Consider the following 12,947-nt stretch of genomic DNA (forward strand, 5'->3'; position numbering starts at 1 on the left):
CTCAGTGTCAGTGCGCGCCGAGATAGGCCTTGGCCAGCGCATCATTGGCGGCGATCTCGGCGGCCGTACCTTGCGCCACCACGCGTCCGCCTTCGATGACGTAGGCGCGGTCGGCCAGTGACAGCGCCAGTGCCGCCATCTGGTCCACCAGCACGATGGTCATGTTCTCGCGGCGCAGTTGATCGAGGGCGGCAAACAATTCGGCGATCACCTTGGGGGCGAGGCCCAGCGAAGGTTCATCCAGCAACAGCACGCGCGGACGCGACATCAGCCCGCGCGCAATGGCCAGCATCTGCTGCTCGCCACCGGAGAGCAACCCGGCACGGTGATGCAGGCGCTCGCGCAAGCGCGGGAAACGGCCCAGCATGTCTTCCACGCGCGCCTCCACATCCTGCGGATAGAGGAAGGCACCGAGGCGGATATTGTCCAGTACCGAGAGTTCGGGAAACACCTGCCGTCCCTCCGGCACCAGCACTACGCCGTGGCGCACGATCTGTTCGGCGCGCAGGTGCATGAGGTTCACGCCACCGGCGTGAATGCCGCCCTGCACCGGCCGATGCAGCCCGGCCAGCGAGCGCATCAGGGTGGACTTGCCGGCACCGTTGGCGCCCAGCAGCGCAATCATCTCGCCCTGGCGCACCTGCAGGTTGATGCCGTGCAGGACCGGCTCGGCCCCATAGCCGGTGACCAGCTCGCCCACGCCCAGCAATTCGTCCGCGCCAGTGACGGCGTTGCGCACGGCCGCCACGGCCTGTTGCGTGCCCTCGCCGAGATAGGCCTTGCGCACCGCCGGATCGTTCTGCACTTCCTGCGGCGTGCCGATGGCCAGGCGCTGGCCGGCATCGAGCACGACGATGCGGCGCGAGATCTGCATCACCAGTTCCATGTCATGCTCGACCACCACCACACTGATGCCGGCCTCGGCGATGCGGGTCAGCAATTGCGCCAGCAGGGTCTTGTCTTCGCGCGAGAGACCGGCAGCGGGTTCGTCCAGCAGCAGCACATCGGGATCGGCCGCGAGCGCGCGCGCGATTTCCACCAGGCGGCGGTCAACGTGGGCCAGATCGGCGCTGGGGATATCGAGCGCACCGCGATAGCCGCAAAAATCGAGCAGCTGGCGGCAACGCGCACGCACTTCGCCGGAGACGAAACCCCGCGCCGACAGCAGTCCGCCCAGACGCCCGCGGCCACAGGCCAGGGCCACGTTGTCGGCCACCGTGAGGCTGCCGAACAGTTGCGAGGTCTGGTAAGTGCGGGCCACGCCGTGGCGCGCAATGCGGAAGGCGGGCAGCCCTGCCAGCGGCGTCTGGCCCAGCGTGAACTGTCCGGCGCTGGGACGATAGAAACCGGAGAGCATGTTCAGCGCCGTGGTCTTGCCTGCACCATTCGGACCGATGAGGCTGGTGACGGCACCGCCGGGGACCTCGAAGCCGAGATCGCTGACGGCCCGCACACCGCCGAATACCATGGTCAGGCCGTCGGCAGCGAGGGTGCGGCGCGCGCGTACCGGCAGCGCGACCTCTTCCGCATCCTCCTGCAAGGCGGCAGCGGGAACGGCCTCCACCGGCTTGCGCAGGCGTGCCGCCAGCTTGCCCAGCAGGCCGGTCACGCCATCGGGCGCCACCCACAGTACCAGCAGCAGCAAGGCACCGAAGAACAGCAGGCGATAGTCTTCCAGGCTGGAGAGCAATTCCGGCAAGGCCCCCACGATGACGGCACCGATCACCGGACCGAGGATGGAGCCCGAGCCGCCCAGCACCACCACCAGCACGAACAGGATGGACTGCATGAAGCTGAAGGTGTCCGGTGTGACGAAGGTGGAGAGCGGCGCGAAGAGACCGCCGGCCAGACCGGCCAGTGCCGCCGAGAGTGCAAAGGCCACGGTCTTGATGACCAGCGGATTCAGGCCGATGGATTCGGCAGCCGTCTCGCTGTCGCGCACCGCGCGCATGGCCGCGCCCCAGCTGCCGCGCGAGAGCCAGCAGTAGGCAGCCAGCACTGCAGCAGCGGTGATCAAGCCCAGCACCGCAATTGCTCGCTCTGCCTGCAACCCCAGGAAGGCAGGGGCCGCCAGGCCCATGATGCCGTTCTGTCCGCCGGTCAGGTCGCGCAGTTCGATGATGGCGTGCTGGATGATGAAGCTGAAGGCAATCGTGATCATCGCCAGGTACGGCCCCTTCACGCGCAGCGCCGGCAAGGCCAGCAGCACGCCCAGCGCCCCCGCCACCACGGCGGCCAGCGGCCAGGCCAGCCAGAAGGAGAGTCCGGCCTTGGTGGTGAGGATGGCGACCGTATAGGCACCGACGGCGTAGAAGCCGACATGGCCGAAGGAAACCTGGCCGGTCAGCCCGATGAGCACATTGAGTCCTATGCCGACGATGGCCACCAGGGCGATGCCGGCCAGCACGAAGACGTAGTAGCTGTTGATCGACAAGGCCAGCGTGATGGCCGCGATCAGGCCGACGGCAGAAAACGCCAGGGCAGCGGGCGTGCCCAGCCCGAGCTTGACCCTGCCTGGCGCAGGAGCCGCTGCCGGATGGGCCGCCGCCTGCAGGCTGCGGGCGATGGAATGGGGTAAACGATTCATACCTTTTTCACCTGTGCGCGGCCGAACAGGCCATTGGGACGAATGGCCAGCACCGCGATCACCAGCGCGAAGGTGATGATCTGGGTATAGCCGGAACCGAGGGTGGCCGTGATGAGCGCCTCGGCCATGCCAAACAGCAGGCCCGCGATCATCACGCCCCAGGCGCTGGTGATGCCGCCGAGGATGGCCACGGCAAAGGCCTTGAGGCCGAACAGCGTGCCCATGTCGGCATTGACGTTGAACAGCGGCGCAATCAGCACGCCCGCCACGCCGGCCAGCAGTGTCGAGAGCGCGAAGGCGACCGCGATGGCGCGCGTGATCGGGATGCCCATCAGGCGCGCCGCATCACGGTTCTGCACCACGGCCAGCAGGGCCGTGCCCCAGCGCGTGCGGCGCGAGATGGTGTGCAGCAGTGCGGCCAGCGCCAGGCCGATGGCGGGAATGAGAAGGTGCAGCGGATACACGCCCAGCCCCATGCCGCCCAGTTCGATGGAGGACAGCGCCAGCGGCGAAGGCAGGCTGCGCGGTTCCTTGCCGAAGGTATGCATGACCAGGTTGTCCAGCACGATGCCCAGGGCCACGGTGGACATCAGCCAGGCATTGGAACCCTGGCGCGCAAAGGGACGCACGGCCAGTACCTCGACCAGCATGCCGTAGAGCGCGCAGGCAGCCAGCGCCAGCACGATGGCCAGCCACATCGGCCAGCCCAGCGTCTGGGCGAAGGTGAAGCACAGCACGGCCCCCAGCATCATGGAGCTGCCCTGCGCAAAATTGACGGTGCCGGAGACGGCATACGTCATGTAAAAACCCAGCGCCATCAGACCGTACATGCTGCCCAGTCCGAATCCGCTGATCAGTGCCGACAACAGCAGCATCGCGTTCTCCTGATGCGCGCCCCAACCGGGCTCGGCCGTGCGCGCAAACTTCTCGTGTAGGAAATACCTGAATCCAACTCCGCCCGTTCGGACTGAGTAGCGGTAGCACCGCGTATCGAAGGCGCAGAGGCGTCGCGCCTTCGATACGGCCCCGGCGGGCCTACTCAGTCCGAACGGGAAGTGATGCGCCAGCCCTTTTGTTGACTACATCACGGATCCTCATGTCGGCCTTACTGGGCCAGGCCAACCGGCAGGATGCGGTTGTCGATGAATTGCGCCCAGACGTAGTCATCGGCTTGCAGGGCGTCATGCACGGTCGGGCTGAAGGGCTTGACGTAGGTCTTGATCAGGCCTTCATAGCGGTCGATCTTGTAGAAGCCTTCGCGCACCGCATCGCCGTTGGTGGAGCCGGCCTTGGCGATGGCCAGTGCGGCCAGCTGCATGCCGTCATAGGCATTGGCCACACCCACGGCCGGGGTGATGTCGTCCGGGCCCTTGATGGCGGGGTACTTGGCCTTCAGTTCGGCCACCACCTTCTCGCCCACCGGCGAGAGCTTGCCGAAGAAGCTGAAGGTCTGGATGAAGTGCACGTTCTTCGCGTTCGGTCCGGCCAGTTCGGTGAAGCGGCCGCCGGCCGGTCCCCAGTGCGAGACCACCGGCACCTTCCAGCCCATGCGGTCGAGCGACTTGACCACCTGGGCCGAGGGACCGACGTTGCCGACCAGATACAAGGTATCGGCACCGGCCGCCTTCAGGCGGCTCAGTTGCGGCACCACGTCGACGTCGCTGGCTTCGAATTTCTCGATGCCGGCGGGCTTCAGGCCCTTCTCGGCGAGCGCGGCGACGATGCCTTTTTCATTCGATTCGCCCCACGGGTTGTTGACCAGGATCAGGCCGGCCTTGCTGCTCTTGAAGGTCTTTTGCGCGTAGTTGAGCATGGCCTTGTCCACCAGTTCATCCACTGCCGAGACGCGGAAGGCGTAGTTGGGATTGGCACCATTCTTCGTCACACCGGTGCCGGCTGCCCAGGGGCCGACGAAAGGCACTTTCTCCTGGTTGATGATGGGCACGATGGCCATCGAAACCGGCGTATCCAGGCCCCCGAACAGCACCGCCACCTTTTCCTTGAAGATCAGTTCGCGCGCGGCCACCACGCCCTTGGCCGGATTGCCTTCGTCATCGCGGCGCACCAGTTCCAGCTTGCGCCCGCCCAGCAGGCCGCCCTTGGCGTTGATCTCGTCGATGGCGATGCTCATGCCGCGCGTCAAGGCTTCGCCGGCCTGGGCCGACTGGCCGGAAAGGGCCGTGACCAGGCCGATCTTGATGGGGTCGGCGGCCAGTGCCAGCGGCGACAGCGCGGCGGCGAGGGTGGCGGCTGCGGCGGCGATGAGGGTACGGCGGGTCAGGCGAATCATGGTGTTGCCTCCATAAGGTTCCGAGAAGTGAGTGTGTGGCTTTGCCCGGCATGACTTATGCAAGGGCTATGCCAAGCGCAGCAGGAAGCATTAATTTTTGCCGACAATATCTCTCTAATAGTGACGGCATTAAATACGGCATATTGCTGCTGATCGGATATTTAACTTGCATTCAATAATGCACAATGCTTGTGCAAACCATGGAGAAAATGATGCACGCCGCACCATCATCAATCACCGGACAGGGAACAACCCTGCCTCCCCTGCCCTATGATCCGGCCGCCCTGGTGGACGAATACCTGCGCGTGCTGATGATTCCCGACCCGGTGGCCGCGCGCCGCTTCGTCTCGCCGGAGCTGAAGATCCGCTTTACCGGCGGCCGGGAAATGATCGACCCGGCGCAATGCGCAGCCTTCAACGCCACGCGCTATGGCTGGGTCAAGAAGCGTTTCGAGGGCACCGAAGTGGTAGCCGGTGCCACGGTCGAACAAGCCATCGTCTACAACCGTGGCACGCTGTTTGGCGTGTGGCCCGATGGCGAGGCCTTCGAAGGCAATCGCTACGTGGACCGCTACGTGATCCGCCACGGGCTGATCGTGCAGATGGATGTATGGAACGACAGTGCCGAACGCCTGCTGGTGCGCGCCGGCCTGGCCGAGCTGTAAGGAGGCCGCATGCAAGCGACGATTCTGCCGCCCAATGCGGGCGAAGCGCTGGGCCATGATGATGGACGGGATGCCTATGGCGTGCTGCGCTCGCATGGCCGTTTCGGCTATTCGCCCATCCATCGCCGGCCCGACTATTGCTGGCCCAATGGCGCGAGACTGGCGGTGTACCTGGGCTTCAACATCGAGCACTTCGCTTTCGGAGAGGGGCTGGGGGCCAAGCTGGGGCCGGTCTGTCCGGAGCCCGACGTCCTCAACTATGCCTGGCGTGAATACGGCAACCGTGTCGGCGCCTGGCGCTGCCTGGAACTGTTCGAACAACTGGGCCTGCCGGCCGGCGTGCTCATCAACACCGCGCTCTACGATCATTGCCCGGAACTGGTGGAAGCCTTCGCTGCGCGCGGCGATGAACTGATCGGCCACGGCCACACCAATGCACATCAGCAAGGCACGCTGGACGAGGAAGCCGAAGCGGCCCTGCTGCGTCACTGCCGCACCCGCATCCAGGCCGAGAGCGGAGTACAGCCCACGGGCTGGCTCTCGCCCTGGATTTCGGAGAGTCTGGTCACGCCCGACCTGCTGCAGGAAACCGGCTATCGCTACAACCTGAACTGGGCCCATGACGACCAGCCGGTACGCATGCGCACCCGCACCGGCGAGACGCTGTGGTCGATTCCCTATCCGCAGGAATTGAACGACATCCCCATGATCGTGGCGCGCCAGATGGATGGCCGCGACTTCGCCCGCATGATCGTGGACAACTTCGACGAGATGCGCGAACAGGCGTTGCGCCAGCCACTGGTGATGGGCATTGCCCTGCATCCCTACCTGGTCGGCCAGCCTTATCGCCTGCGCCATCTGCGCACCGCCCTGCAGCACCTGGCGGCGGCGCGCGATCGCGGCGAGATCTGGTTCACCACACCCGGCGCGATCTGCGACCACGTGGACAGCCTCGAACAATTACGCCAGCCGTTCTGAGCCGGCATGACGCATCAGGAGAATGAATTGAGCACTGCCCAGGCCACGGCCACCCGCACCACCGCTTTCGAGATCAATGACCACGTGGGCGCCTTCGTGCCGCATGGCCGCTTCACCCTGCCGGGCGCTGCCAGCGGCCCGTTGGCCGGGTTGCACTTCGCTGCCAAGGACTTGTTCGACGTGGCCGGCCACCCGACCGGCGCCGGCAACCCGGACTGGCTGCGCAGCCATCCCATCCCCACGCGCAGCAATGCGCTGGTGGAGCAGTTGCTGCAGGCCGGCGCCACGCTGGTCGGCAAGACCCTGACGGATGAACTGGCCTACAGCATCCACGGCGACAACCATCATTACGGCACGCCGGTCAACAGCGCCGCACCGGAGCGCGTGCCGGGCGGCTCCTCCAGCGGCTCGGCCGCAGCGGTGGCGGCGCGCCTGTGCGACTTCGCGCTGGGCACCGACACCGGAGGCTCGACCCGCGTACCGGCCAGCTATTGCGGCGTGTGGGGCCTGCGTACCAGCTTCGGCTTGCTCTCCACGGCCAGCATGGCGCCGCTGTGCCCCAGCTTCGATACGGCCACCTGGCTGGCGCATGATGCGGGGACCTTCGAACGGGTCGGGCAGGTGCTGCTGCCCAAGACCGGATCCGCGCAACTGCGCAAGGTCTTGCTGCCGTTCGATCTGCTGGAACTGGCCGAGGCCGACTTCCATCCGGTCGTGCAGCGGGTCTATGACGCACTGCGCAGCGAACTGCCCGGCGAGCACATGCGGCTGTCGGGCGACGAAGGCGAACTGGAGAGGTGGCGTCAGGCCTACATCCATGCCTCGGCCTTCGATGCCTGGCAATGCCACGGAGCGTGGATCAATTCGGCGCGTCCGCTGTTCGGTCCGGCGGTGCAGGCGCGCTGGGACATGGCGCAGAACATCAGCGCCGACACCGCCCGCGCCGCGCGCGAGAAACAGGATCTGGTGCGGCATCGTGTACGCTCCCTGCTGGGCGCCGACGGAGTGGCGGTGATGCCGTCCGCATCCAGCGTGGCGCCCTTGCGTGACGCCACGGCGGCCGAGATCGACCAGGTGCGTGCGCGCACCTTCCGCCTGACCTGCGTGGCCGGACTGGCGGGCTTGCCGCAGGTGAGCATGCCCTTCACCACTCCCGCCGGACTGCCGATCGGCGTATCATTGCTCGGCCCGGCCGGCAGCGACCTGGCCCTGATCGGGCTGGCGACGCGCCTGTGGCGCAGCCTGCAGGCAGCGCAGTAAGACCGGGCATGATCCACCCCATGACTAGACGATGAGCGACCTCTCTCCCCGCAAGACGGCCAAGCCGACTTCCCGCACTGGCAAGTCCCAGGAGCACGCCACCAAACCGGCAGCGGCACCGGCCCGCCAGAGCCGCGCCGGCCGTCCGCGCGTGCGGCACGACGACCTGGCCGATACCGCGCCCCTGGTACTGGAAGGCGAAGCGGGCGAGGACATCATCGTGCGCATCTACCAGACCGTCTTCGACAGCGTGATGAGCCAGCGCCTCACCCCTGGCACCAAGCTGCCGGAGGCGGCGCTGTGCGAACTGTTCGGCGTGGGGCGCACGGTGGTGCAGAAGGCGCTGCAGAAACTGGCGCACGAACACATCGTGGAGTTGCGGCCCAATCGCGGTGCGGTGGTGGCCATGCCGACACCGGAAGAGACCCGCGAGATCTTCGAGGCACGGCGCGCACTGGAAGGGGCCATCATGCGGCTGGCCGTCCGCAATGCGACGCGCGCCGACCTGGCCAAGCTGCGCCGCCAACTGAAGGAAGAGCACCAGGTCATGCACAGCTATGCGCAGACCCACTGGGCGCGCCTGGCCTCATCTTTCCACATGCGGGTGGCCGAGCTGTCGCGCAATGCCACGCTGCAGCGCTATCTGGGCGAACTGGTGTCACGCTGCTCGCTGATCGTGGCGCTGCATGAGCCGGCCGGGTATGCGGCCTGCGAGCATGATGAACACACCCATATCGTCGACCTGATCGAGCGCGGCGACAGCGAGGGTGCGGTGGCGGCCATGGAAGCGCATCTGGTCTCGCTGGAGGAACACATTCACCTGGTCAGCGAAAAGAGCGGCAACAGCCTGGCACGGATGCTGGGGATGGAATAGGGTCATCACCCGCATCACCTGCATCACCTCGCAGGGATGAAAAAATGGCGGCAAGGACTGAAGTCCCTGCCGCCATTTTTACGTGCATACCGTCAATCAGATCGTGACCGATTCCTTCAACGCCTCGCGCGCTTGCGCTGCAATCTCGAAGGAGTGCAGGCGCGCCGCGTGATCGTAGATCTGCGCGGTGATGATGAGCTCATCGGGCGCATGTTCATCGATGAAGGCTTGCAGGCCTTCTTCCACGGTCTCGCGGTCACCGACCACGGCGCAGGAGAGCGAGCGCTCGACATGGGCCTGTTCTCCCGGCTGCCACAGCGCATCGATGTCATCCACCGGCGGGCGCAGCTGGCCGGGCGTGCCCCGGATGAGATTGAGGAACTGCTGCTGCAGCGAGGTGAAGAGACGCTCGGCTTCGCGCTGGGTATCGGCGGCGAAGACGTTCAGGGCCAGCATCACGTAAGGCTTCTTCAAGGTGGCCGAGGGCTTGAAGCGCTCGCGGTAGATCTGCACGGCCGACTTCATGAAGCCCGGCGCGAAGTGCGACGCGAAGGCAAACGGCAAACCCAGTTCTGCCGCCAGCTGCGCGCTGAACATGCTGGAACCCAGCAGCCAGATTGGCACTTTGAGGCCACTGCCCGGAACGGCGCGCAGGTTCTGGTAGTCCGAGGGCTCGTCGAAATATTCCTGCAGTTCGATGACGTCCTGCGGGAAGTTGTCTGCCGTATCCCCGCCCATGTGGCGGCGCAGGGCGCGCGCGGTGCGCTGGTCGGAACCTGGCGCACGGCCCAGGCCCAGGTCGATGCGGCCGGGATAGAGCGACTCCAGCGTGCCGAACTGCTCGGCGATGACCAGCGGCGAGTGGTTGGGCAGCATGATGCCGCCCGAGCCGACGCGGATGGTTTTGGTGTTGGCCGCCACATGCGAGATCACCAGGGACGTGGCCGCGCTGGCGATGCCGGGCATGTTGTGATGCTCGGCCAGCCAGTAGCGTTTGTAGCCCAAGGCTTCGGCGCGCTGTGCCAGTTCCTTGCTGTTGTTGAAGGCCTGGGCGGCGGTGCTGCCCTGGTTGATCGGCGACAGATCGAGGACGGAAAACGGAATCATGCAGGAATCCTTGTCGAGTCGGCACGGCCTTCGCAGGCCGTGCCGGTGGCCGGGTAGCTTCCCCGGAAGAGGCGTGCTGTGGACGGTGAGCGGACTCAGTCCAGCTTCACCACCAGCTTGCCGAAGTTCTTGCCTTGCAGCAGGCCCATGAAGGCTTCAGGGGCCTTCTCCAGGCCTTGCACCACGTCTTCGCGGTAGTGCAGCTTGCCTTCCTTGAGCCAGGTGCCGACTTCCTTCTGGAAGGCCGCATACAGGTCGGGACGATTGACGTAGTAGTCGAAGATGATGAAGCCCTGCACGCGGATGCGCTGCGTCAGCAGGCGGCGCAGGATGGCGCTGCTCTCGGTGGCCAAGCCTCCGCCGTTGTAGTGGGCGATCAGGCCGCACACCGGCACGCGGGCATGGATGTTGAGCAGCGGGATGACGGCATCGAGCACGGCGCCGCCAACGTTTTCGAAATACACGTCGATGCCGCGCGGGCAAGCCGCTTTCAGTTGCTCGGCAAAGTCAGGCGCACGGTGGTCGATACAGGCATCGAAGCCCAGTTCCTTGACCGCCGATTCACACTTCTGTGCGCCACCCGCAATACCGACCACGTGGCAGCCACGCTGCTTGGCGATCTGGCCGACCAGCGAACCGACCGCACCGGTAGCGGCGGCCACGACCACGGTTTCACCGGCGCGCGGCTGGCCGATGTCGATCAGGCCGGCGTAGGCGGTGTAGCCGGGCATGCCCAGCACGCCCAGCGCATGCGAGGGATGGGCGAAATCGGCGGGCAGCTTGTTGGCACCGCTGCCGTCGGAGATGGCGTATTCCTGCCAGCCGGTATAGGCCATGACCAGGTCGCCTTCCTTGAAATCGGGATGGCGCGAGCTGACCACGCGCGACACCACGCCGCCGGTCATGACGCCATCGATTTCCACCGGCGGTGCGTAGGAAGGCGCATCACTCATGCGGCCGCGCATGTAGGGGTCCAGCGAGAGCCATTCACCGCGCAGCAGCATCTGGCCTTCCTGTACTTCCGGAATGGCCACTTCTTCCAGGCGGAAATTCTCGGCGGTGGGGGCGGCAGCGGGACGCGAGGCGAGGACGATGCGGCGGTTGGTCTTGGGCAATTGAGTCATGGAAATCCTTTCCGTATTCGGTTCATTGAGAGGCGCGGCGCGCCATCGAATCTTTCTGGCCTGATCTGGCTTGATTACTGCGGTGCGACCAGCACGTGCCGCGTGACCAGCATGGCCGCTTCCATCGGTGCGCGGTCACGGCCCAGCTTGGACAGCAGGCTGGCACCCAGCCACTGCTGGTACAGCATGGTGGCCGTGGCCAGCGGTTGCAGCACGGTGTGCAGCGAGCCTTCGGCGATGCCTTCCTCGATGCAGGCGGCGATGCGTTCGATGAAACGCTGCGTGCCGCCGTGCAATACCTGGCGCATGTCGTCGGAGAGATCGGCCACTTCGGCGGAGAGCTTGACCACCAGGCAACGCTGCTCGGCTTCTTCGCAGCACTGGCTTTCCAGCCAGTATCCCCAGTAGGTCAGCAGGCGCTCGCGGGCGCTGCCGCCCTGGCTGCGGTCGGACAGGACGTGATCCAGCCGGTCCAGATAGCCTGCCACATAATGCTCGATCAGTTCGCGGCCATATTGTTCCTTCGATCCGAAGTAGTGATAGAAGGAACCCTTGGGAATCTGCGCCGCCGCCAGGATCTCGGCCAGGCCGACGCCGGTGTAGCCCTTCTGCGCAATGAGCGCATGGCCGGCTTGCAGGATGTGACGCTTGTTGTGGTCGTAGTGTTCTCGCATGCGGCCCATTCTAACGGAAAATTAGACCGGTCGTCTAAGACCCGTCTTTTTCGCCGGATCAGCTTGATGCCGGTGCCTTGCGCGCAGGTGGAAACAGCGGCCACACCAGCAAGGCCACCGCTGCCGTGACTATCCACACGGCGGGCCAGCCGTGCCAGTGCAGCAGCAGCGGGACGGCCTGGGCGGTGAGGAAGAAGACGCCGAACACGCAGCTGTTGCCCAGCCCCAGCGCGGTGCCAACCTGTGCCGGACCCGCAGCCACCGCCAGTTCGGTATAGGCCACGCCATGCCATGCGGAGACCACCACGCCCGCCACCAACAGCACGCCGCCCAGCCATTGCAGCGAGACGGAGAGGCTGCTGAGCGAAGACACGCCGAGCAGCAGGAACAGCAGCGCACTGCCCAATGCGCAAGCACGCAGATAAGGACGGCGCTGGCCGCGCCGGTCGGTCCAGCGGCCACTGGCGATGCGCGCCAGCGCCGCGCCCACTTGCACCAGCGTCAGCAACACGCTGATGAGGAGCAGACCGGCCTGCCCCACTTCATGCAGGAAGATGCCGCCGAAGCTGATCAGCGCCACCTGCGGCGCGCACAAGAGGCCGGTGCCCAGCGCCAGCCGCCAGACCAACGGACTGCGCAAGGCCGGCATCGCAGGAGAAATTGCCGTGTGCGAGGGTGATGCCTTGTGCGGCTCGCGCAGCCACAGCAACACCAGCGTGACGCTGGCCAGGCACAGGGCCATCAGGAAGCCATACACCGCACCGAAGCCGGCTCGCGCAGCCAGCGTGGGCAAGAGCAAGGCGCCGATACCGCCGCCGAGCGGCACTGCCGTCTGGCGGATGCTCATGGCGAGTCCCCGCTCGCCCTCTGCGAACCAGGCCATGATGGCGCGTCCGCTGGCGCCGTTGACACTGCCGCCCAGCAAGCCTGCCAGCGTGAGACCAACGCATAGCCACACGAAGGCCGAACCGCCCTGCCCCGGCCGCGCCATCGCCATCAACAGGCACAGCGCGGCGCTGGTCCCCAATAGTCCGGCCAGCAGCACCTTGCGGTCCCCCAGGCGATCGGTCAGCACGCCCCAGGGCAGTTCGCCCAAGGCCACGCCCAGGCTCAGCAATCCGAGCGCCAGGCCCAATTGCGCATTGCTCAGGTGATAGTCGCTGCGCAGCACCAGTGAAGTCACAGGGAGGCCGGAGAACACGGCCGAGAAGCTGGCATTGGCGGCAACGCCTGCAGCGAGGACCTTCCAGCGATGGGCTGACGGGCTGCCGGGTATGGTGGCGGGATGGGTGGATAGCGTGGACAAGGCAGTCTCCGGTAGGGATCAGACCTTGCAGTGTGGCGTGCAGCCGCATGGCTTGAATGTCATAATTCCGGCATTTCCAGCC

Annotated in this window: 11 protein-coding genes; 4 read left to right on the plus strand and 7 right to left on the minus strand. The window is 65.9% G+C overall.

Features of this window, described 5'->3' with window-relative positions; genetic code table 11:
* Positions 1 to 7 precede the first annotated feature (7 nt).
* The 3 genes from ACWFUC_RS25105 to ACWFUC_RS25115 form a co-directional block, all read right to left on the minus strand.
* Entirely contained in the window at positions 8 to 2,587 is a 2,580-nt protein-coding gene (locus ACWFUC_RS25105) for a branched-chain amino acid ABC transporter ATP-binding protein/permease (RefSeq protein ID WP_489637394.1), read from the minus strand.
* On the minus strand, positions 2,584 to 3,462 hold the full coding sequence (locus ACWFUC_RS25110; protein WP_034332430.1) for a branched-chain amino acid ABC transporter permease: 879 nt from the start codon (positions 3,460 to 3,462) through the stop codon (positions 2,584 to 2,586). The genes ACWFUC_RS25105 and ACWFUC_RS25110 overlap by 4 nt, the downstream gene beginning before the upstream one ends.
* A 230-nt stretch (positions 3,463 to 3,692) precedes the next feature.
* Positions 3,693 to 4,877 (minus strand): ABC transporter substrate-binding protein, encoded by a 1,185-nt coding sequence (locus ACWFUC_RS25115; RefSeq protein ID WP_034332429.1) that lies wholly within the window; start codon positions 4,875 to 4,877, stop codon positions 3,693 to 3,695.
* 212 nt (positions 4,878 to 5,089) lie between these two features.
* Here ACWFUC_RS25115 and ACWFUC_RS25120 point away from each other — a divergent pair, with 212 nt between their 5' ends.
* From ACWFUC_RS25120 to ACWFUC_RS25135, 4 genes are read left to right on the plus strand one after another with little or no spacing between them, the layout of a single operon-like run.
* Complete coding sequence (locus ACWFUC_RS25120; protein ID WP_051156467.1) at positions 5,090 to 5,542, plus strand: hypothetical protein; 453 nt, start codon at positions 5,090 to 5,092, stop codon at positions 5,540 to 5,542.
* A gap of 9 nt (positions 5,543 to 5,551) precedes the next feature.
* A complete protein-coding gene (locus ACWFUC_RS25125) occupies positions 5,552 to 6,520 on the plus strand; it encodes a polysaccharide deacetylase family protein (protein WP_199725106.1) in 969 nt (322 codons plus the stop codon).
* Positions 6,521 to 6,547: 27 nt separating this feature from the next.
* Positions 6,548 to 7,780, plus strand: a complete 1,233-nt coding sequence (locus tag ACWFUC_RS25130) for an amidase (protein WP_489623720.1) — start codon at positions 6,548 to 6,550, stop codon at positions 7,778 to 7,780.
* A gap of 31 nt (positions 7,781 to 7,811) precedes the next feature.
* Complete coding sequence (locus ACWFUC_RS25135) at positions 7,812 to 8,654, plus strand: GntR family transcriptional regulator (protein ID WP_204725962.1); 843 nt, start codon at positions 7,812 to 7,814, stop codon at positions 8,652 to 8,654.
* 96 nt (positions 8,655 to 8,750) lie between these two features.
* Here ACWFUC_RS25135 and ACWFUC_RS25140 read toward each other — a convergent pair whose 3' ends face one another.
* The 4 genes from ACWFUC_RS25140 to ACWFUC_RS25155 all read right to left on the minus strand — a co-directional run bounded on the left by ACWFUC_RS25140 (position 8,751) and on the right by ACWFUC_RS25155 (position 12,865).
* Positions 8,751 to 9,761, minus strand: coding sequence for an LLM class flavin-dependent oxidoreductase (locus tag ACWFUC_RS25140; protein ID WP_134136597.1), 1,011 nt, complete (start codon positions 9,759 to 9,761; stop codon positions 8,751 to 8,753).
* Between the two features lie 95 nt (positions 9,762 to 9,856).
* The gene (locus tag ACWFUC_RS25145) at positions 9,857 to 10,885 is read right to left on the minus strand and encodes an NADP-dependent oxidoreductase (RefSeq protein ID WP_039786989.1); all 1,029 of its coding nucleotides are present in this window, start codon (positions 10,883 to 10,885) and stop codon (positions 9,857 to 9,859) included.
* Between the two features lie 74 nt (positions 10,886 to 10,959).
* The gene (locus tag ACWFUC_RS25150) at positions 10,960 to 11,559 is read right to left on the minus strand and encodes a TetR/AcrR family transcriptional regulator (protein WP_039787399.1); all 600 of its coding nucleotides are present in this window, start codon (positions 11,557 to 11,559) and stop codon (positions 10,960 to 10,962) included.
* A 58-nt stretch (positions 11,560 to 11,617) separates the two neighbouring features.
* A complete protein-coding gene (locus ACWFUC_RS25155; RefSeq protein WP_489623721.1) occupies positions 11,618 to 12,865 on the minus strand; it encodes an MFS transporter in 1,248 nt (415 codons plus the stop codon).
* Positions 12,866 to 12,947: the final 82 nt, after the last annotated feature.

This window comes from Herbaspirillum sp. Her4, assembly GCF_057961335.1.

Excerpts from the sequence above, each read along its gene's own strand:
- ACWFUC_RS25135 (WP_204725962.1), top strand. The coding sequence starts at position 7,812 with ATGAGCGACCTCTCTCCCCGCAAGACGGCCAAGCCGACTTCCCGCACT.
- ACWFUC_RS25125 (WP_199725106.1), top strand. The coding sequence starts at position 5,552 with ATGCAAGCGACGATTCTGCCGCCCAATGCGGGCGAAGCGCTGGGCCAT.
- ACWFUC_RS25105 (WP_489637394.1), bottom strand. The coding sequence starts at position 2,587 with ATGAATCGTTTACCCCATTCCATCGCCCGCAGCCTGCAGGCGGCGGCC.
- ACWFUC_RS25120 (WP_051156467.1), top strand. The coding sequence starts at position 5,090 with ATGCACGCCGCACCATCATCAATCACCGGACAGGGAACAACCCTGCCT.
- ACWFUC_RS25115 (WP_034332429.1), bottom strand. The coding sequence starts at position 4,877 with ATGATTCGCCTGACCCGCCGTACCCTCATCGCCGCCGCAGCCGCCACC.
- ACWFUC_RS25140 (WP_134136597.1), bottom strand. The coding sequence starts at position 9,761 with ATGATTCCGTTTTCCGTCCTCGATCTGTCGCCGATCAACCAGGGCAGC.
- ACWFUC_RS25110 (WP_034332430.1), bottom strand. The coding sequence starts at position 3,462 with ATGCTGCTGTTGTCGGCACTGATCAGCGGATTCGGACTGGGCAGCATG.
- ACWFUC_RS25145 (WP_039786989.1), bottom strand. The coding sequence starts at position 10,885 with ATGACTCAATTGCCCAAGACCAACCGCCGCATCGTCCTCGCCTCGCGT.
- ACWFUC_RS25150 (WP_039787399.1), bottom strand. The coding sequence starts at position 11,559 with ATGCGAGAACACTACGACCACAACAAGCGTCACATCCTGCAAGCCGGC.